General features: G+C 72.6%; 15 protein-coding genes. 7 read left to right on the forward strand and 8 right to left on the reverse strand.

The features are described from left to right. Positions 1-55: 55 nt before the first annotated feature. The 4 genes from OIE53_RS01950 to OIE53_RS01965 all read left to right on the forward strand — a co-directional run bounded on the left by OIE53_RS01950 (position 56) and on the right by OIE53_RS01965 (position 3,787). The gene (locus tag OIE53_RS01950) at positions 56-802 is read left to right on the forward strand and encodes a methyltransferase domain-containing protein (RefSeq protein WP_327024829.1); all 747 of its coding nucleotides are present in this window, start codon (positions 56-58) and stop codon (positions 800-802) included. Next, positions 799-1,977, forward strand: a complete 1,179-nt coding sequence (locus tag OIE53_RS01955) for an alkaline phosphatase family protein (protein WP_327024830.1) — start codon at positions 799-801, stop codon at positions 1,975-1,977. Before OIE53_RS01950 ends, OIE53_RS01955 begins: the two co-directional genes overlap by 4 nt. Before the next feature lie 39 nt (positions 1,978-2,016). Continuing rightward, positions 2,017-3,276 carry a DNA polymerase IV gene (locus OIE53_RS01960; RefSeq protein WP_327024831.1) on the forward strand — a complete coding sequence of 420 codons (1,260 nt, stop codon included), beginning with the start codon at positions 2,017-2,019 and terminating at the stop codon, positions 3,274-3,276. Between the two features lie 115 nt (positions 3,277-3,391). Then, positions 3,392-3,787: a DUF3040 domain-containing protein gene (locus tag OIE53_RS01965; RefSeq protein WP_327024832.1), complete on the forward strand. Its 396-nt coding sequence runs from the start codon at positions 3,392-3,394 to the stop codon at positions 3,785-3,787. Between the two features lie 505 nt (positions 3,788-4,292). On the opposite strand, the gene OIE53_RS01970 is transcribed toward OIE53_RS01965, so the two are convergent. The 3 genes from OIE53_RS01970 to OIE53_RS01980 are packed head-to-tail and all read right to left on the reverse strand — an operon-like array spanning position 4,293 to position 9,124. Next, complete coding sequence (locus OIE53_RS01970; RefSeq protein WP_327024833.1) at positions 4,293-6,758, reverse strand: transglutaminase TgpA family protein; 2,466 nt, start codon at positions 6,756-6,758, stop codon at positions 4,293-4,295. A 16-nt stretch (positions 6,759-6,774) separates the two neighbouring features. Next, complete coding sequence (locus OIE53_RS01975) at positions 6,775-8,070, reverse strand: DUF58 domain-containing protein (protein ID WP_327024834.1); 1,296 nt, start codon at positions 8,068-8,070, stop codon at positions 6,775-6,777. 1 nt (position 8,071) lies between these two features. After that, positions 8,072-9,124: an AAA family ATPase gene (locus OIE53_RS01980; protein WP_327024835.1), complete on the reverse strand. Its 1,053-nt coding sequence runs from the start codon at positions 9,122-9,124 to the stop codon at positions 8,072-8,074. 498 nt (positions 9,125-9,622) lie between these two features. Here OIE53_RS01980 and leuS point away from each other — a divergent pair, with 498 nt between their 5' ends. After that, the gene (gene leuS, locus OIE53_RS01985; RefSeq protein WP_393338344.1) at positions 9,623-12,487 is read left to right on the forward strand and encodes a leucine--tRNA ligase; all 2,865 of its coding nucleotides are present in this window, start codon (positions 9,623-9,625) and stop codon (positions 12,485-12,487) included. A 79-nt stretch (positions 12,488-12,566) separates the two neighbouring features. Here the strand turns inward: leuS and OIE53_RS01990 are convergent, their stop codons facing one another. Together OIE53_RS01990 and OIE53_RS01995 are read right to left on the reverse strand one after the other, a co-directional pair. After that, positions 12,567-13,412 (reverse strand): hypothetical protein, encoded by an 846-nt coding sequence (locus OIE53_RS01990; RefSeq protein WP_327024836.1) that lies wholly within the window; start codon positions 13,410-13,412, stop codon positions 12,567-12,569. Further along, positions 13,409-14,320 carry an ABC transporter ATP-binding protein gene (locus tag OIE53_RS01995; protein WP_327024837.1) on the reverse strand — a complete coding sequence of 304 codons (912 nt, stop codon included), beginning with the start codon at positions 14,318-14,320 and terminating at the stop codon, positions 13,409-13,411. Before OIE53_RS01995 ends, OIE53_RS01990 begins: the two co-directional genes overlap by 4 nt. A gap of 132 nt (positions 14,321-14,452) precedes the next feature. On the opposite strand from OIE53_RS01995, the gene OIE53_RS02000 reads away from it, so the two are divergent. Further along, positions 14,453-15,736, forward strand: a complete 1,284-nt coding sequence (locus tag OIE53_RS02000) for a sensor histidine kinase (RefSeq protein ID WP_327024838.1) — start codon at positions 14,453-14,455, stop codon at positions 15,734-15,736. After that, a complete protein-coding gene (locus tag OIE53_RS02005; protein WP_327024839.1) occupies positions 15,733-16,389 on the forward strand; it encodes a response regulator transcription factor in 657 nt (218 codons plus the stop codon). The genes OIE53_RS02000 and OIE53_RS02005 overlap by 4 nt, the downstream gene beginning before the upstream one ends. A gap of 103 nt (positions 16,390-16,492) precedes the next feature. Here OIE53_RS02005 and OIE53_RS02010 read toward each other — a convergent pair whose 3' ends face one another. From OIE53_RS02010 to OIE53_RS02020, 3 genes are read right to left on the reverse strand one after another with little or no spacing between them, the layout of a single operon-like run. Beyond that, positions 16,493-17,197 (reverse strand): TVP38/TMEM64 family protein, encoded by a 705-nt coding sequence (locus tag OIE53_RS02010; RefSeq protein ID WP_393338339.1) that lies wholly within the window; start codon positions 17,195-17,197, stop codon positions 16,493-16,495. Continuing rightward, positions 17,194-17,916, reverse strand: coding sequence for a type 1 glutamine amidotransferase (locus OIE53_RS02015; RefSeq protein ID WP_327024841.1), 723 nt, complete (start codon positions 17,914-17,916; stop codon positions 17,194-17,196). Before OIE53_RS02015 ends, OIE53_RS02010 begins: the two co-directional genes overlap by 4 nt. Further along, positions 17,906-19,153, reverse strand: coding sequence for a MurT ligase domain-containing protein (locus OIE53_RS02020; protein ID WP_327027031.1), 1,248 nt, complete (start codon positions 19,151-19,153; stop codon positions 17,906-17,908). The genes OIE53_RS02015 and OIE53_RS02020 overlap by 11 nt, the downstream gene beginning before the upstream one ends. Between the last annotated feature and the right edge of the window lie 193 nt (positions 19,154-19,346).

Genomic DNA, 19,346 nt, shown 5'->3' on the forward strand with positions numbered 1-19,346 from the left:
TGTGGACCCAACCTCGGTGAGCAGGATCGGCGGGACAGGCCCTAGGCTCGACCGGGTGGAACAGACCCCAGGCGCGGCCGGGCCGCCACTGACTCCCCGTACCGCCGTGGTCTGGTCGGTGCTGCGCGCCGAGCTGGACCGTCGGCCCGCCACCGAGTTGACCGTGCTGGACGTGGGGGGTGGCACGGGTGGCTTCGCGGTACCGCTGGCCCAGGCCGGGCACCAGGTCACCGTGGTCGACGCCAGTCCGGACGCCCTGGCCGCCCTCAGCCGCCGGGCCGCCGAGGCCGGGGTGGCCGACCGGGTACGCGCAGTCCAGGGCGACGGTGACGCCCTGGCCGGGCTGGTCGAACCGGCAAGTGTCGACCTGGTGCTCTGCCATGCCGTCCTGGAGGTGGTCGACGAACCGGCCTCGGTGGTGACCGCACTGGCCACCGCGCTGCGTCCCGGCGGGGCGGCCAGCGTGCTGGTGGCCGGTAGGTCGGCGGCGGTGCTCGGCCGGGCCATGAACGGTCACCTCGACACGGCCGCCACGCTGGCCGCCGACCCCGAGGGCACCGCCGGGCCCCGGGACACCCTGCGCCGCCGGTTCGACGCCGAGGGCGCCGCCGCGCTGCTCACCGCCGCCGGCCTCACCGTCGAGGAGATCCACGGGGTACGCGTCCTGGCCGACCTGTTGCCCGCGGCGGTCGCGGACGGCCAGCAGGCGGCCCTGGTCGAGTTGGAGCGGGCCCTGGCGGCCCGGTCTCCCTGGCGGGATGTCGCCGCCCAGCTGCACCTGTTCGCCCGCCGCCCGGCATGACCGACCCCACCGCAACCCCCGCACCGCCGCCCTTCCTGGCCCCGGTGGTGCCGGAGTACGGCGGGCGGAGCCTGGCGGATGTGCTGCCCAGCGCGTTGGCGGCGCTAGGGGTGCCCGGCGCGGTCGACCTGCTCGGGCTGGCCGACGAGTTGGCCGGGGTACGTCGGGTCGCCGTGCTGCTGGTCGACGGGCTCGGCTGGCACCAGATCCCGATCGCCACGCCGTACGCGCCGACCCTGGCCGGGCTGACCGCCACCACCGGCCGCCCGCTCACCTGCGGCTTCCCCTCCACCACCCCGACCAGCCTGGTCACCCTGGGCACCGGTACGGCCTCCGGCGCGCACGGGGTGCTCGGTTTCAGCCTGCGGATACCGGGCACCGACCGGGTGCTCAACCACCTGGAGTGGGCCGACGAGCCGTCCCCGCTGCGCTGGCAGCCGGTCACCACGGCGTTGCAGCGGGCCCGGGCCGCCGGTGTCGCGGTGACCGTGGTGAGCCGACCGGAGTTCGGCGGCACCGGACTGACGGTGGCCGCCAACCGGGGCGGCGACTACCGGGGCGCCACCGGGGTCGAGGCGCTGGCCGCCACGATGCTGGCCGCCCTGGGCGCCGGGACCGGGCCCACCCTGGTCTCCGGCTACCACCCGGACCTGGACCGGCACGGCCACCTCAGCGGGGTGGACTCGGTGCCCTGGCGTACCGCCGCCACCGAGGTCGACGGGCTGCTGGCCCGGCTGGTGGACGGGTTGCCGCCGGACGCGGCGCTGCTGGTCACCGCCGACCACGGGCAGTTGAACGTGCCGGCCGGGCACCGGTTCGACCTGGATACCGACCCTCGGTTGACCGCCGGGGTGCGGGTGGTCGCCGGGGAGCCCCGGGTGCGCTACCTGCATGTCGTACCGGGGGCCACCGAAGACGTACGGGCCGCCTGGTCGCAGGTGCTGGGCGCGGCGGCCCGGGTGCTGACCCGGGAGGAGGCGGTGGCCACCGGCTGGTTCGGGCCGGTGTACGAGGAACACCTGGCGCGCGTCGGCGACCTCGTGGTGGTCTGCAACGACACGTACGCCGTACTGGCCAGCCGCTCGGAGAGCCCGATGCTGTCCCGGCTGGTCGGCTTCCACGGCGCGGACACGGCGGCCGAGATGACCATTCCGCTGCTGGTCGTACGGGGCTGACCGGCCGAGGGTGTCGGTGCGGGAGGCTAACCTTCCCAGGTGGGCCGCAGCCAGTCGATACCCCGGGGCGGTGATCCCCGCTTCGGGCCGGACGCCGACGACACCGGCTGTCCGATCCTGCATGTCGACATGGACGCCTTCTACGCCTCCGTGGAGGTCCGGCACCGGCCGGAACTGCGCGGCCGGGCCGTCGTGGTCGGCGGAGTCGGGCCGCGCGGGGTGGTCAGCTCCGCCAGCTACGAGGCCCGACGGTACGGCGTACGCAGCGCGATGCCCACCATGCGGGCCCGGGCCCTGTGCCCGCACGCGATCTTCCTGCCGCCGGATTTCACCCGCTACTCGGCCGCCTCCCGGGCGGTCATGCAGATCTTCCGGGACGTCACCCCGTTGGTCGAGCCGCTGTCGCTGGACGAGGCCTTCCTCGACGTAGCGGGGGCCCGAAGACTCTTCGGCTCGCCGGCGGCGATCGGCCGTCGCATCCGTGAACGGGTCGCGGCCGAACAGGGACTGACCTGTTCGGTGGGGGTGGGGCCGAGCAAGTTCGTCGCCAAGCTCGGCTCCACCCGGGCCAAACCCGACGGGTTGCTCGTCGTCCCGGCCGCCCAGGTGCTCGACTTCCTCCACCCGCTGCCGGTGTCGGCGCTGTGGGGGGTGGGGGAGCGCTCCGCCGAGGCGCTGCTGCGGCTCGGTCTGCGTACCGTCGGCGACCTGGCCCAGGCCCCGATCGGGATGCTGCGTACCGCGCTGGGTCAGGCCGCCGCCACCCACCTGCACGAGTTGGCCTGGGGGCGGGACCCGCGCCGGGTAAGCCCCGAGCAGGTGGAGAAGTCGATCGGCGCGGAGGTCACCTTCGAGGTCGACGTGGTCGACCCGGAACGCCTGCGCCGGACCATCCTCGCCCTGGCCGAGAAGGTCGGCGCCCGGCTGCGGGACGCCGGGCAGGTGGGACGAACCGTGTCGGTGAAGGTGCGAATGTCGGATTTTCGTACCGTCAGTCGATCGCGCACCTTGGAAGTAGCGACTGATGTCGCTCGGGAGATCTTCGACACGGCCTGGTCCTTGTTCACCGCTCTGTCCCCCGGTGACCCGATCCGTCTGCTGGGCGTACGCGCGGAGGGCCTGCATCCGGCGGACGCCACCCCCCGGCAGCTCACCCTCGGCGAGCCGGAGCGGGGATGGCGGGAGGCGGAGGTCGCGGCGGACGCCGCGGCTGCCCGTTTCGGGCGGTCCGTCATAGGTCCGGCCAGTCTGCTCATCGGTCGCGATGGGCGACGAAAGGAAAATCCGACCCTGCCATAGGTCGTCCCGCTTTCCGAGGCGCGAGCCCCCTCGTAGACTTGCGGGTAAGCAGCCGGTTGGCTGCCACGGTCTGTCGGTCCGACCGGACCGACCAACGTGACCGGGGAGGAGTGCCGTGCCGCTCTCGGAGCACGAGCAGCGGCTGTTCGAGCAGATCGAGCGGTCGCTTGCCGAGGACCCCAAATTCGCCTCGGCCGTGCGCGCCAGCGATCCGCGCTTCCATGCGCGGCGTCGCCTGCTCGTCGCTGCCGGTCTGATCGTCGCCGGCTTGGCGTTGTTGGTATATGGCGCGGTGATCAAAACTCCGCCGCTGGCAGTGGCGGGGTTCGTTGTCATGTTGGCCTCGGCCGCGTTCGCGGTGCAGTCGCACCGTCGGGCGCAGTCGCCGGACCTGCACGTCGTCGGCGGCACAGCCAGTCGTCGCCGATCTCGCGGTCGTGCCGGACGGCGGCCGGGATTCATCGACCGGATGGAGGACCGGTGGCGGCAACGCCCGGAGGGGCACCGCTGACCCGGTACCACCAGCCCTAGACGGCGGACCGCGTCACCGGCCCACGCCGGCGACGCTTTCCCAGCTCGATCGACGCGTCGATCGAGCTGTCCGTCATGCCCCCGATCAGCCAGCCGCCCTCGGTCTCATGCCGCCCCCGCCCGCCCGGACCTCAGCTGGCGTGGCGTCAGCGTCCTGGCGGTGCGTTCCCTTCAACTATGCCTCGACGTCGTGGGTTCCCCGTCCGACGACAAGCGTGATGCGGACCTCGGCGTCACAGCGCTTCCCTTCACCAGACCTCAGGCGTCGTGGCGTTCCCCGCCCCAACGGGCTCGGCGCCCTGCAAGCACCGCCCCGCCCGTGCCCCTCCCATCTCGGCCGCGATCTTGCACTTTTGGTCGGGACAAAAGTCATCAAGCCGGACATTCGGGCGACCAAAAGTGCAAGATCTGCGCGGCGAGGTGGTGCGGGCGCCCGCCCGTCGGCGGGGCGACGGGCGGGGCGGGGAGCAGACAGGGTGGGTGCGTTATCGGGGGGGTCGGGTGGCTAGGAGGCGGCGGGGGTTGAAGCGTAGGAGTCGGGATCGGAGTTCGCCGCCGGAGGCGACCAGGCGGGCCGAGGTGTCCGCGAGGGTGGTGCGCCAACGGCCCAGCACCGACGGGGGCAGGGCGGTCGCCATCAGGCGGGTACGCCGGTCGGCCTGCCCGGCCAGGGCACCCCGGACCGTCCGCAGGGCGGCGGGCAGGGGCTCTCCGGTCAACGGGTCCCGGGCGTAGCGGGCCCGCTCCTCGGCCCGCCCGAGCAGGCGTACCGCCGTACCGGCCTCGGTGTCGGCGCCGACCGACTCCCGGGCCAGCCGTTCGGCGGTCGCCCGGGGGGTCTCCGTCGGGTCCACCCGGACCCGGTAGTCGACCAGGGTGTCGATCAGCTCGTCCCAGGCGGCGTGGGCGTCCGCGCGGGCCCGGTCGGCGCTGACCACCACGGTCGGCGGGCCGGTCGTGGCGGAGGTCGGGTCCGGCGGGTCTAGGGTCCGGGCGACCGGGGCCGGTCGACCCCGACGCCGACGCAGGGCCAGCCGGCGCAGCGCCGGCACGGCCAGCAGCAGGAGCAGCGCCAGCACCCCGAGCAGGGTCAGCCAGGGCCACGGCGAGGACTGCCCGGCGGGGGTGTCGGGGCTGGCGGCGGCACCCGGGTCGACACCCTCGTCGAACTGGTTGGGGCCGCTGTCCGGGGCCGCGGTGGTGTCGATCTCGTCCGGGGTGTCCGTGGCGCCGGGCTGCGGCGTGGTCTCCTCCGGCGCATCGACGTCCGGCGCCCAGGCGGACCGGGTGGAGCCGGGCACCCCGTAGGTCGGGGTGGCGTCGAACGGTACCCAACCGAAGTTGTCGAAGTAGACCTCGGTCCAGGCGTGCAGGTTCCGGTTGGTCAGGGTCAGGGTGTCACCGGTACGCCGGTTGCCGTTGGTGAAACCGAAGGCGACCCGCGCCGGGATGCCGGCGTCGCGCACCATCCAGGCCATCGCGGCGGCGTACTGCTGGCAATAGCCGGCCTTGTTCTCCAGGAAGTCGAGGATCTGCTGGCCGCTGGTGCCCTCCTCGGTACTCAACTGGTAGGTGAAGCCGTTGTCCTCGGAGAAGTAGTCGTAGATGGCCCGGACCTTGTCGTACTCGGTGCGCCTGTCCTGGGTCAGCTCCGCGACCAGGGCCCGCACCTCGGGCACGTCCGGGGTGACGGTCTGCTGTCGACGCAACGGCAGGTCGGCCGGCAGCGGCTGCGCCGAGCGCAGGGCCTGCGGGGTGTAGGTGGACCGTACGTAGTCGAACGAGAACTTCTTGCCCCGGGAGTTGTCCCGGTTGGAGAAGAGCACTTGCAGGTTCGGGTCGTAGAACCAGTTGTTGCCGAGGTCGGCGAAGTTGACCGGCTCGGCGTAGAACGGCAGGAAGTTCATGTTCAACTCGCGGGACACCTCCACGGTGGCCCGGTGTCGCGTCCGCTCGATGCCGGGCCGCGACCCCCCGGCCGGATCCGGCAGATCCCCGGTGGCCCGCTGGCCGTTGGAGCCACGGACTCGGAAGCCGTCGGCGCGCAGGTCGTCGGCGACCCCGAAGCGCAGGTAGAAGGGCTCCTCCTCGCTGGTGGTGACCTTGACCAGGTCGGTCACCTGGGACTGGTTGAGTTCCCCGCTGAGGGCGGCGAACAGGTCAACCCGGCCGGGTGAGCCGCCCAGCCCGGTGCCGAGGCCGGAACCCACCCCGGAGTTGAAGGAGTTCATCAGGCCGACGGTCATTCCCGGCACGGCCAGCGGCACCAGCACCGCCAGCGCCAGGCCCACCACGGCCAGCCGCCGACCGGCGGCGGCCAACGGGGAGGCCTCCCACACGTCGACGTCGCGGCCGTCACCGGTGAACCGGCGACCGAAGCGACGGACCCGGTCCACGTTGTCGGTGACCAGCAGCCAGAGGAAACCGGCGGCGCCGATGGCGAACGGCAACGGCGGGACGCTGTCCACGTGGACGGCCACCGGCACCGAGTAGATCGCCAGCATCGGCAGCCCGGCCAGGGCCGGCCGACGCATCCCGACGCAGAGCACGTCCACCACCACGGCCACCGCACCGATGCCGAGCACGGTGACGAACAGCAGGGGGTCGGTGTCGGGCACCTTGACCCCGTAGGCGCGCATGTCCTCGACCGAGCCGGTGATCAACTGGGCGAAGTGCCCGAAGGTGCTCGGGGTGGGCAGCACGGCCAGCAACTCGCCACCGCTGGGGAACAGCCAGGTCAGGGCGAGGGTGAGGCCCCCCAGCATGGCCAGGACCTGGGCCCACAGCGGGAACCGGCCGAGTCGGGCCAGGGCCGCCGCGGCGGCCACCGCGGCCACCGCGATGACGGCCTGCACGAACCAGGTCCAGCGTTCGAAGATGGCCGACAGCGGCGCGGAGGCGAGCAGGGTAGCCGCGGCGGCCACCAGGCCCAGGTTCCGGTGGGCGATCATGAGGGGGACCTTCCGTTCATCGCACGCCGCCGGCCACCGTCTCGGCCATCGCCGCACGCAGGGCGAACCCTTGCGAACCCCGCCCGGCCTGTGGCCAGAGGGCCGGCAGTCGACCACCGTGGTCGACCCCGATGACCCGCCAACCGGACTGGAGCAGGGCCAGGGCGGCGGCGTCGTGGGCCTGGTCGGCCTCGGCCCGGGCCTGGGCCGGCAGGTTAAGCCAGGCGGAGCTGTCCAGCAGGAAACTCACACAGGTGGCGTTGTTGGCCCGCAGCCCGGCCAGCAACTCCGCCTCGGCCGTGCTCAGCGACCCGAACAGGCCGATGATCAGACCACCGTCGGAGCGTTGCCGGACGTGCTGCATCAGGGTGGTGATCTCGACCCGCTGGTCCAGCCGGACCTCCGCGAGATGGTCGAGCAGCTGCCCGTCGCCGCCCTCTCCCGCGTCGATGTCCACCCCGGCGCCGGTGACCAGGCGCAGCTTGTAGCCGGCCTGACGCAGGTGTACGGCGATGCTGGCCGCCGCCGAGACGGCCCACTCGAAACTGGCCGTCGGCCCGTCACCGTGATGGCCGTACGCCCGGGTGTCCAGCAGCACGGTGGCCCGGCTCTCCCAGGGCTGTTCCTCCCGGCGCACCATCAGCTCACCCGTGCGGGCGGTCGACTTCCAGTGCACCCGGCGCAGGTCGTCGCCGCGCCGGTACTCACGGGTCGCCGCGTCGTCCTCGCCGTGCACCGCCACCGAACGGGCCCGGCTCTCACCACTGCCGGCGTACTCCCCGGGCAGCCGCACCGACGGCAGCGGCACCACCTGCGGGACGACCGTCAGCCGGTCGGTACCCGGGAAGGCCCGGGTGAGTTCGCACAACCCGAAGGGGTCGGTCATCCGCACCATCAGCGGACCCACCTCGTACCGGCCGCGGACGTCGGCCCGCACGGTGTACGCCACCGAGCTGGCCTGGTGGGCGCCGAGCCGTTCCAGCACGACCCTGGGACGACTGCCCAGGGCGTACGGCAGGCGATCCTCCAGCAGCAGGGTGCCGGTGGGCAGCCGGGACATGTTCTGCAACCGCAGCACCACCCGGGCGTTGGCCCCGACCGGCATCCGGTGCGGCTCCAGCGACCGGTGACAGGCCAACTTGTACCGGCTCCGACCGACGTAGAGGGCGGCTAGCAGGGGCAGGACGGCCAGCAGCACGGCCACCCGGAGCAGATCCTTCTCGCCGAGTATGCCGGCGGAGATGGCCGCCGCCACCGCGGCGGCCAGGAACGAGCGGCCACGGGTGGTCAGTCCGCGCAGACCGTCACGCACGTCACGGCCTCCGCGGCTCGAAGGGGGCCCGGCCGTTGCCGGTCGGCGGCCGGTTGTCGTACGGCGAGCGCTTGCGGTCGTGCGGCAGGGGCAGCCGGTGCACCAGCTCGGCGATGATCGCGTCGGTGGTGCGCCGGGCCAGCTGGGCGTCCGCGGTGGGGATGAGCCGGTGCGCCAGTACGGGCACGGCCAGCGCCTGAAGGTCGTCCGGAAGCACGTAGTCCCGCCCGTCCAGGGCGGCCACGGCCCGGGCGGTGCGCAGCATCTGCAGGGTGCACCGGGGGGAGGCGCCGAGCCGCAGGTCGGGCGACTCACGGGTGGCGGTGACCAGGTCGACGGCGTACTGCTTGACCGCGTCGGCGACGTGCACCTGCCGGACGTGCCCGATCAGTCGGCGTACCGTCTCGGCGTCGGAGACCGGCCGCAGGGCCGCCAGCGGATCCACCGCACCGTGCGCGTCGAGCATGGCCAGCTCGGCGGCCGGATCCGGGTAACCCATCGCGATCCGGGCGGTGAAGCGGTCCCGCTGCGCCTCCGGCAGGGGGTATGTCCCCTCCATCTCGATCGGGTTCTGGGTGGCGATCACCATGAAGGGGGTCTGCAGCTGGTAGGTCACCCCGTCGACCGTGACCTGCCGTTCCTCCATGCACTCCAGCAGGGCGGACTGGGTCTTCGGGGAGGCCCGGTTGATCTCGTCGCCGACGACCAGGTTGGCGAAGACGGCACCCGGGCGGAACTCGAAGTCGTGGGTCTCCTGGTTGTAGACGCTGACCCCGGTGACGTCGCTGGGCAGCAGGTCGGGGGTGAACTGGATGCGGCGTACCGAACAGTCGATGGACCGGGCCAGCGCCTTGGCCAGCTTGGTCTTGCCGACTCCCGGTACGTCCTCGATGAGCAGGTGACCCTCGGCGAGCAGGACGGCCAGGGCGAGTCGCACGGTGGCGGTCTTGCCCTCGATGACCTGTTCGATGTTGGCCACGATGGCGTCGCTGGCGGCGCGGAACTCGTCGAACGGCAACAGGCCGCCAACCTCGTCCCAGGTCTGCTGTGTCACGGGCCTCCTCCTCGTCGCCATCACGGCAGCTCTGAATAGAGCACCTGGCCCCGCCGTTGGGTTCGCGACGTGCAAGCCTCGTCTGCCGCAACAATCTCACTGGCCTCTCAGGCTAACCATGTTTGTCGCCGACGCCGACCTGCGCAGGTGTTTGAGGGCTTACGCAACGTTTGTCACTCACGCAGCGCATATCGCTGGTTCTTCTCGGGTGATGGGGGGCCGGGTGGGTGGCGCACGACGCGCTCGTACCGGTTGGCGGTACACTGCCGGACATGGCCGGAGTCTTCCTGCTTACCCAGCCGTGCTGATGCGCTGAACGCGCGACAGCACGGCGGCCCCTCCTGCGTGAGGGGCTTTTTCGTGCCCGCCGCCGGCCCTCGGGGGTGGGCCCGGCGAGACAGACCCGAGACCAGCCAGCACTCCGACAGACTCCGCCGAGCGATGCGAGGAGAAGGCCATGAGCGAGCGGCAGCGAGCGATTCATCAAGGTGGGGCGGCATGACCGAGGCAGCCACCCCGACCAGCGACACGCCACCGTTCCGGTACACCGCCACCCTGGCCGACGACATCGAACGCCGCTGGCAGGACGTCTGGGAACGCGAGGGCACCTTCCACGCGCCGAACCCCTCCGGCCCGCTGGCCGATGCGGCCCACCCGCGGTCCGGCGCGGAGAAGCTGTACGTGCTGGACATGTTCCCCTATCCCTCGGGCGCCGGCCTGCACGTCGGGCACCCGCTGGGCTACATCGGCACCGACTGCTTCGCCCGCTACCAGCGGATGGCCGGGCGCAACGTGCTGCACGCGATGGGCTTCGACGCCTTCGGCCTGCCCGCCGAGCAGTACGCGGTGCAGACCGGCACCCACCCCCGGACCACCACCGAGGCCAACATCGAGCGGTACCGGGAGCAGTTGCGTCGGCTGGGCCTGGCCCACGACCAGCGGCGGTCGGTGGCCACCATCGACACCGACTTCTACCGCTGGACCCAGTGGATCTTCCTGCAGATCTTCAACTCCTGGTACGACCGGGACGCCAATCGGGCCCGCCCGATCAGCGAGCTGACCGCCGAGTTCGCCGGCGGCACCCGGCGTACCCCGGACGGGCGTGGGTGGGGTGAGCTGTCCGCCGCCGAGCAGCGGTCGATCATCGACGACCACCGCCTGGCGTACATCTCGCAGGCGCCGGTGAACTGGTGCCCCGGCCTGGGCACCGTGCTGGCCAACGAGGAGGTCACCGCCGACGGGCGCTCCGAGCGGGGCAACTTCCCGGTCTACAAGCGCAATCTGAAGCAGTGGATGATGCGGATCACCGCCTACGGTGACCGGCTGCTGGACGACCTGGACAAGCTGGACTGGCCCGAGCCGATCAAGCTGATGCAGCGCAACTGGATCGGCCGCTCCACCGGCGCCCACATCTCCTTCCCGGCCGCGACCCGTGATTCCGATTCTGCGGGCGAAGCCCGCATCACTGTTTTCACCACCCGGCCGGACACCGTCTTCGGGGCCACCTACATGGTGCTGGCCCCGGAGCACGAGCTGGTCGACGCCCTGGTGCCGGCCGCCTGGCCGGAGGGGACCCGGGAGGCCTGGACCGGGGGGCACGCCAACCCCCGGGGCGCGGTCGAGGCGTACCGCAAGGCGGCGGCGGCCAAGACCGATGTCGAGCGGCAGGCCGACACGAAGGAGAAGACCGGGGTCTTCACCGGGGCGTACGCCACCAACCCGGTCACCGGCAAGCAGATCCCGATCTTCATCGCGGACTACGTGCTGGCCGGCTACGGCACCGGCGCGATCATGGCGGTGCCCGCCCAGGACGAGCGGGACTGGGACTTCGCCGAGGTCTTCGAACTGCCGATCGTGCGTACGGTCGCCCCGCCGGAGGGCTTCGAGGGCAAGGCGTACACCGGGGAGGGGCCGGCCATCAACAGCGCCGCGCCCGACCGCGGCCTGGACCTGGACGGGCTGGGGGTGGCCGACGCCAAGGCCCGGATCATCGCCTGGCTGGAGGAGACCGGCAACGGTCAGGGCGCTACCACCTACCGGCTGCGGGACTGGCTGTTCAGCCGGCAGCGCTACTGGGGCGAGCCCTTCCCGATCGTGTACGACGCCGAGGGCACCGCCATCGCCCTGCCGGAGGAGATGCTGCCGGTAGAGCTGCCCGAGGTGGACGACTTCTCCCCGCGTACCTTCGACCCGGAGGACGCCGACACCGACCCGGAGACCCCCCTGTCGCGCCGCCGGGACTGGGTGGAGGTGGAGCTGGACCTGGGTGACGGGCCCAAGCGGTACACCCGGGAGACCAACGTGATGCCGCAGTGGGCCGGCTCCTGCTGGTACGAACTGCGCTACCTGGATCCCACCAACGACGGGCGGTTCGTCGACGCCGACAACGAGCGGTACTGGATGGGCCCGCGCAGCGAGGGCGACTGCGGTGGGGTGGACCTGTACGTCGGCGGGGCCGAGCACGCCGTGCTGCACCTGCTGTACGCCCGGTTCTGGCACAAGGTGCTGTACGACCTGGGCCACGTGTCCAGCTTCGAGCCCTTCCGCAAGCTGTTCAACCAGGGCTACATCCAGGCGTACGCGTACACCGACGCCCGGGGTGCCTACGTGCCCGCCGAGGAGGTCGTCGAACGCGACGGCGGCTTCTACCTGGGTGACGTCCAGGTCAACCGCGAGTACGGCAAGATGGGCAAGTCCCTGAAGAACATCGTCACCCCGGACGAGATGTGCGCCGCCTACGGCGCCGACACCTTCCGGGTGTACGAGATGTCGATGGGGCCGCTGGAGGTGTCCCGCCCCTGGGAGACCCGGGCGGTCATCGGCTCGTACCGGTTCCTGCAACGGGTCTGGCGGGCCATCGTCGACGAGCAGACCGGGGCCTCCCGGGTGGTCGACACCCCGGCCGACGAGGCGACCCGACGGCTGCTGCACAAGGTGATCGACGGGGTCCGGGGCGACATGGAGTCGATCCGGTTCAACACCGCGATCGCCAAGCTGATCGAGCTGACCAACGCGGTGACCCGGCTGCCGGCCACCCCCCGTGAGGTGGCCGAGCCGCTGGTGCTGATGCTGGCGCCGGTCGCCCCGCACATCGCCGAGGAACTGTGGCGGCGACTGGGCCACGACACCTCCCTGACCTACGCGGACTTCCCGGTAGCCGACCCGGCCCTGCTGGTCGCCGAGTCGGTGACCTACCCGGTGCAGGTCAACGGCAAGGTCCGGGGCCGCATCGAGGTCCCCGCCGACGCGACCGAGGAAGCGGTGCGGGAGCAGGCACTGGAGGCGGTGTCCGCCGTGCTGGCCGGCAAGGACCCCCGCAAGGTCATCGTGATCGCCGGCCGGATGGTCTCCGTGGTGCTGTGAAAGGAAGGGGCCCTTCCTAACGCCTCGTGTAGAGGAAGGGCCCCTTCTTAACAAACACCGAGCGAACCGACGCGCGGCGTTACGGCTCGCGGCGGTGCAGCGCGAGCACGGTGACCATGGCGGCCACCGCTGCCCAGACGGCGTACGTGGTCCAGGACCAGGCGACGGTGGCCGGGTAGGGGTCGTTGATCCACGGCGGGGGACCGGTCGGTTCCATCAGCCGCTGCCAGGCCGGCATCGGCATGGCCTGCCGGAGCAGCGCGCTCCAGCGTTCGTCGGCACTGACGGCGGTGGGCAGCAGGAGCAGCACTGTGGCGGCGGTGACGATCGCGGGCGCGGTGTGCCGGGTCAGCGCCGCCAGGGCCATGCCGACCAGTGCGCAGAGCGGCACCAGCAGCGCGGAGGCGGCGAGACCGCGCAGCGCGCCGTGGTCGCCGATCGACATGTTCGCGCCGACGTCGGCGAGGATCGCCTGCGACACCGTGAAGGCCGCCGCCGCGCCGAGCAGCCCGAGCAGGGTCAGCACCCCGGGCAACACGGTCAGCTTCGCGGCGGCCACGGCGCCGCGCCGGGGAACGGCCGCGAAGGTGGTACGCATCAGCCCGGTGGCGTACTCGCCGCCGATCGAGACCGCGCCGACGCCACTGGCCGCCAGGACGACGAACATCTGTGCCTCGGTGGGGAAGGCGTCCCAGAGCGGGGAGCGGACCGCCCGCCGCTCGGCCGGCCAGTCCGGCCAGCCCGCCTGGGTGGCCAGCGCGGCGTGCACGGCCAGGCCGACCATGGCGAGCAGGATCAGGGCGAACGCGCCCCAGGTCGAGCGCAACGACCAAAGCTTGATCCATTCGGCGGCGAGCAGGTCACGGAAGCGGGCCGGCTGCCGGGTCCGTGCCGGCGCGGTGCGGGTCGGGGCCCCGGTGGTCATCGGCCCTCCCCTGCGGCGTACTCGACGTCGGCGGCGGTGAGCGCCATGAAGGCCTCCTCCAGCGAGGCGGTGCGGGTGGTCAGTTCGTGCAGCGGGATCCGCAGGCCCAGAGCCAGCTCGCCGATCCGCTCGGCGGTCACCCCGGTCACCGCCAGCGTCCCGTCCGGATCGGACCGTACGGCCGCACCCTCGGCGGTCAGCGCCGTCACCAGCGACGCCGGATCGGGGGTACGCACGGCCACCTCCGACCGACCGGCGCGGGCGGCGAACTCGGCCAGGGACTCCTCGGCGATCAACCGGCCCCGGCCGATCACCACGAGCCGGTCGACACAGTGCTCCATCTCGCTCATCAGGTGGCTGGAGACGAAGACGGTACGTTCCTCGGCGGCGAGCCGCCGGAAAAGCTTCCGTACCCAGCGCACCCCCTCCGGGTCCAGCCCGTTGAACGGCTCGTCGAACAGCAGCACCGGCGGGTCCCCGAGCAGGGCGGCGGCGATGCCGAGGCGTTGCCGCATGCCGAGGGAGAATCGGCCGATCCGGCGGTCGGCCACGCTGTCGAGGCCGACCCGGCCCAGCACCTCGTCGACCCGCCCGCCCCCGATGCCGTTGCTACGGGCCAGCGCCGCCAGGTGGGCCCGGGCACTGCGCCCAGGGTGCACGTCGCCCGCGTCCAGCAGCGCACCGACGTGCCGCAACCCGCGGGGAAGGTCCCGGAACCGGACGCCGCCCACCGTGGCGGTGCCGCTGCTCGGCTCGGTCAGCCCGAGGACCATGCGCAGGGTGGTGGACTTGCCGGCGCCGTTGGGGCCCAGGAAGCCGGTCACCTGACCCGGCCGTACGGTCAGGGTCAGGTCGTCGACGGCGGTGGTGCGCCCGTACCGCCTGGTCAGGCCATCAAGCTCGATCATGATGCCTACCCTCCCGAAGACCGGGTCGCGCGGCATCGGCTCGCGGGCCACACCGCCGCGCCGGGCACTGTCCCACGGGCGTACGCCCGTGGGCCGATGCCCACACCGTGCCTGGCTGGATACCGTGTGCGCGTGGAGGCCACCGCCCGGATCCGGTCGCGTACCGCCCTGTCGGCGGTGCGGGTGGTGCTGGTCTGGGCCGGGGTGGCCATCCTGCCGCTGCTCTGGGTGATGGCGCCGCCGGCGGCGACGACCGGCAACGGGATCGGCGTGCTGGGCTGGTGGCTGCCCGAGCGGTACCTGGTGCCGCTGCTGATCGTGGCCCTGCCGGCGGCGTTGCTGCGCCGTCGGCCGCTCACCGGACTGGGGCTGATGCTGGTCGGGGCGACCCTTACCAGCGTCACGGTGCACGGCGGGGACCAGGGATATCTCGGCCGGCTCTTCACCGTGCAGTTCCTCGCGGTGGACGCGGCGCTCGGCGTGATCGCCGCGAACCGGTCCCGCCGGATGTCCGGGCTCGCCGCCGTCGTGGTGCTCGGGACGCAGATCCTGGTGGCCTTCGTCAACAGCGGCGTGGAACCGGTGGATCAGGCCCTGCTCTCCGGGCTGGCCGTCGCGACGGCGTGGACACTCGGCAACTCGGTGCGGTCGCGGCGCGAGCACGCGACCGCGCTGCGGGCGCACGCCGCCGCCGAGGCGGTCACCGCCGAACGGCTGCGCATCGCCCGCGAACTGCACGACGTGGTGGCGCACAGCATCGGGGTGATCGCCATCCAGGCGGGCGTGGGCGCCCGGGTGATCGACACCCAGCCGGAGCAGGCCCGGGCCGCGCTGGCCACCATCGAGGCGGCCAGCCGGGAGACTCTGGCCGGGCTGCGGCGTACCCTCGGCACGCTCCGTCGCGGCGCGGGGGAGGCGGCGGCGTTGGCTCCGACCCCCGGCCTGGCGGACCTGGACCGGCTGGTCGCGGCGGCGGCCGACGCCGGGGTCCGGGTCGAGTTGCGTCGGTACGGCGAGTGCCCGGTGCCGCCGGAGGTCGACCTCGCCGCGTTCCGCATCGTTCAGGAAGGGCTGACAAACGTGGTACGCCACGCGGGCGTCGACTTCTGCCGGGTCACCGTGCGGTGTGTTCCCGGCCTGGTCGCGGTGGAGGTCGTCGATGACGGCCGGGGTGGCCCGATCGGCGTCGAGGGGCATGGGTTGATCGGGATGCGGGAGCGGGTCCAGGCCCTCGGCGGCCGGTTTCACGCCGGCCCCCGACCCGAGGGCGGCTTCCGGGTGACCACCCAGCTGCCGCTCTCCGTACCGACCGACGGCGGCGAGCCGCCGGACCCTGCCCGACCGATCGACACAGCCCCGACCAGCGGTGATCACACGACCGGCGGCGAGTTGCCGGGTGCGGCGGTGCGGCGGTGAGTGTTCGGGTGCTGCTCGTCGACGACCAGCCGCTGGTCCGGGCCGGGTTGCGGGTGCTGATCGCCGACGTGCCGGACATGGAGGTGGTCGGGGAGGCCGGTACCGGCGCCGAGGCGGTGCGCCTGACCCGCGAGGTGGTGCCCGACGTGGTGTTGATGGACCTGCGGATGCCGGGCACGGACGGCATCCAGGCGACCCGCCAGATCATCGCTGCTGGTGGTCCCACCCGGGTGCTGGTGCTCACCACCTTCGACGACGACGAGCACGTGCACGGCGCGTTACGCGCAGGGGCGAGCGGTTTTCTGGTCAAGGACATGGCGCTGGAGGACATCCTCGCCGCGATCCGGGTGGTGGCCGCCGGGGACGCGTTGATCGCCCCCGGGGTGACCCGCCGGCTCATCGCCGAGTTCGTCCGCCAGCCGGCAGCGGCGTCCCGCTCGCGGTCGTTGGCCGGGATCACCGACCGGGAGCGCGAGGTGCTCGCCCTGGTCGGTCGGGGCCTGTCCAACGCCGAGATCGCCGAGCAACTCGTGATCAGTGTGGCGACCGCGAAGGCGCACGTGGCTCGGCTGTTCAGCAAGCTCGGCGCCCGGGACCGGGTACACCTGGTCATCGCCGCCTACGAAACCGGCCTGATCACCCCGCCGGGCTGACCCGCCGTCGACCCCGGGTGCGGGCGACAGTTTCAGGGATAGTGCTGCCTCAGCGCCTCCGGAGGCAGCACTATCCCTGAAGTTGCCGAGCTGTGCGCGGCGGTCAGCGGACGTCGGATCGAGGGCGGCGTTCGGCGCGCCACCACCGGGCGACCAGGATCGCGCTGGCGATGAAGCCCAGGGCGGCCGGGGCGGCGGCGTACCAGTTGATCCCGCCGGGGCTGGTGACGGCGGCGCCGAGGGCCGCATATCCGAAGGCGGTGGGCGCGGAGGCGAGCACGCTGCCGGTGAGGAAGGGCAGCAGCCGGGCGCCGGTGGTGCCGTAGCCGTAGCTGACCAGGCCGAACCCGGAGATGGGCAGCAGCCGTACGGTGATCACCCCGAACACGCTCTGCCGGGTGAACCAGCGATCCAGCCGGGCCAGCCGGCCGCGTACCCGTTCGGCGACGAAGTCCCGCCCGAGCAGCCGGCCGACCGCGAAGCCGGCCGCCGCCGCGACCAGGGCGGCCCCCAGGGCGTACAGGGCACCGGGCAGCATCCCGAAGATCGCGCCGGCGGCGAGGGTGATGAAGGTACGCGGCACCAGCGCCACCAGCAGCAGTGCCCCGCCGAGGACGGCCGCGACCGGGGCGAACCCACCCAGCCGATCGGCCAGGTGGGGCAGGGTGGCCGGGTCGGGCAGCGGGGTCAGCAGCAGGATCACCCCGAACCCGGCCAGCAGGAACACCAGCGTCCCGAACCGCAGCTTCGACGACGCCACGACGGCCCGCAGCACACCTCGTCCGGGCCGCCGCCCGTCCGGGATCATGGCCGGGCGGCAGCCGCCACCGCAGCCCGACGCTCGGCGCGCAACCGGTCGGCCCAGGTGTCGTCCAGCGGCGGCAACTGCTGGGCGCCGGTGGCCCAGCGCAGCAGCAGGTCGGCCAGGGCCGGGTTGCGGGCCAGCGCCGGCCCGTGGGAGTACGTGCCGAGCAGCTTGCCCCGCCAGGCCCCCTCGGTGGCGCCGTCGTTGCCGACCCCGGCGGTGACCCGGGCCAGCGGGGAGACCCCGGGGCCCAGTTGGGTACGCCCGCCGTGGTTCTCGAAGCCGGTCAGCGGCGGCAGGCCCAGCCGGGCGTCGATCTCCCCGGCCAGCTCGCCTACCGCCCGGCTGGCGCCCCGGTCCGAGCTGAGGTCGAGCAGCTCCAGACCGCGGTACTGGGTGCCCTTGGCGAAGAAGGAGGTGCCGAGCAGTTGGTAGCCGGCGCAGACCCCGAACACCACCGAACCCTGGGCCACGGCCCGGTGCAGCCCACCGTCGGCGAGCAGCCGCTGGGCCCCGAGGGCCTGCGGACCGTCCTCGCCACCACCGATGAGGTAGATGTCGGCCGTGTTCGGCAACGGCTGGTCGGAGCGGACCTCCAGCACCTCGACCGGGAACCCGCGCTGGCGCGCCCGCCGGGCCAGGATCAGCACGTTGCCCCGGTCGCCGTAGGTGGACAGCAGGTCGGGATAGATCCAGACGATGCGCAGGGTCTCAGTTGACACGGTCCAACTCCGCTCGGATGTCCTGGAACGCGGTGTAGTTCGCGATGACCTCCAACCGCCCGGGTGGCACCGCCCGGACGGCGTCGTCGAAGGTGCGTACGTGCTGGAAGGGCACGTCGTTGACGTCGAGCCGGACGGCCAGGTCGTACGCCCGGTCGCCGGTGATCAGCACCTGGCGTCCCCGCAGCGGGGCGAAGTCGACATCGAACAGCCAGGAGGTGTCCAACCCGTCGGGGTCCCGCGCGTTGATGGACAGCAGTGTCGGCGCCAGCTCGGCCATGTCGAAGGCCTCCAGCCAGCTGGCCGGGTTCTTGGCCAGCAGCAGCCGGACCGTACGCCCGTCCCGGACGACCTGGGCGTACCGCCCGGCTACCGAGGTGACGTCGGCCAGGCGGGGAACCGCGTCGAAGGGGCGGACGCCGAACTCGGCGGCGACGGCCAGGGCGGTGGCCGCGTTGCCGACGTTGACCTTGCCGGGAAGCTGGAGCTTGACCTTGTACCAGGCGCCGGTCGGGTCCAGGACGCCTTCCTCGTCGACCGTCCACTGCGGCTGGGGCCGGCGCAGCGGGCATCCGGTGCACCACCACTGCTCCCCGGAGCGCTGGATGGTGGACCCGCACTCGGGGCAGACCCAGGAGTCGTCGTGCCAGCGCTGCCCGGCGGAGAACCAGGTGACGTGCGGCGGGTTGATCCGCTGGTCGTGGGTGGCCGGTGGGGTGGCCGCCCAGACCACCATCGGGTCGTCGGCGTTGGCGACGATGCGGATGTCCGGGTGCCGGACCAGTGCCGCGCGCCAGAGCTGCGCCATCATGGCGACCTCCTTGGCGCGGTCCAGCTGGTCGCGGGAGAGGTTGAGCAGCGCCACCACGTGCGGGTCGGTCGCCTCGATCACCTGGGCCAGGTAGTGCTCGTCGACCTCCAGCACCGCGTACGGGGTGCTGCCGGCCTTGGCCAGGGCGGAGGTGTGGCCGGTGGGCATGTTGGCGCCGAAGGAGTTGGTGGCCACCCGGCCCAGCACCCCGACGGCCGCGGCGGCCAGTCGGGTGGTGGTTGTCTTGCCGTTGGTGCCGGAGATCAGCGCGATGGCCCGTCCGGCGGAGAGGTGGGCCAGCAGGTCCGGATCGATCTTCAATCCGATCCAACCGCCGATCACCGAGCCGTCGCCGCGGCCCGCCGCCCGGGACAGCGCCGCGGCGGTTCGTGACACCGAACTGGCCACCTTCGCCCGTAGGGGCATTTTCGCGTCCGTCACGCGAGCGAGGTTACCGGACCATGGCATGGGTCAGATTGCCGATCCGTTCGGGTGGGGTTTGTCGGCGATGCGGCCGGTGCCGTTCGGCCGACCGGAGTGGATCTATGTCGGATAGCGGACCCGGTCGCGCACCCCGCTGCGCCCTCCACTCCCCTCCACCCCGACTGACGTGCGGTTT

This window comes from Micromonospora sp. NBC_01739 (assembly GCF_035920385.1).
GTDB lineage: Bacteria > Actinomycetota > Actinomycetes > Mycobacteriales > Micromonosporaceae > Micromonospora.

Coding starts and splice junctions, on each gene's coding strand:
- OIE53_RS01955 (WP_327024830.1), top strand. CDS start 799: ATGACCGACCCCACCGCAACCCCCGCACCGCCGCCCTTCCTGGCCCCG.
- OIE53_RS01970 (WP_327024833.1), bottom strand. CDS start 6,758: ATGATCGCCCACCGGAACCTGGGCCTGGTGGCCGCCGCGGCTACCCTG.
- leuS (WP_393338344.1), top strand. CDS start 9,623: ATGACCGAGGCAGCCACCCCGACCAGCGACACGCCACCGTTCCGGTAC.
- OIE53_RS01990 (WP_327024836.1), bottom strand. CDS start 13,412: ATGACCACCGGGGCCCCGACCCGCACCGCGCCGGCACGGACCCGGCAG.
- OIE53_RS01995 (WP_327024837.1), bottom strand. CDS start 14,320: ATGATCGAGCTTGATGGCCTGACCAGGCGGTACGGGCGCACCACCGCC.
- OIE53_RS02010 (WP_393338339.1), bottom strand. CDS start 17,197: ATGATCCCGGACGGGCGGCGGCCCGGACGAGGTGTGCTGCGGGCCGTC.
- OIE53_RS02020 (WP_327027031.1), bottom strand. CDS start 19,153: ATGCCCCTACGGGCGAAGGTGGCCAGTTCGGTGTCACGAACCGCCGCG.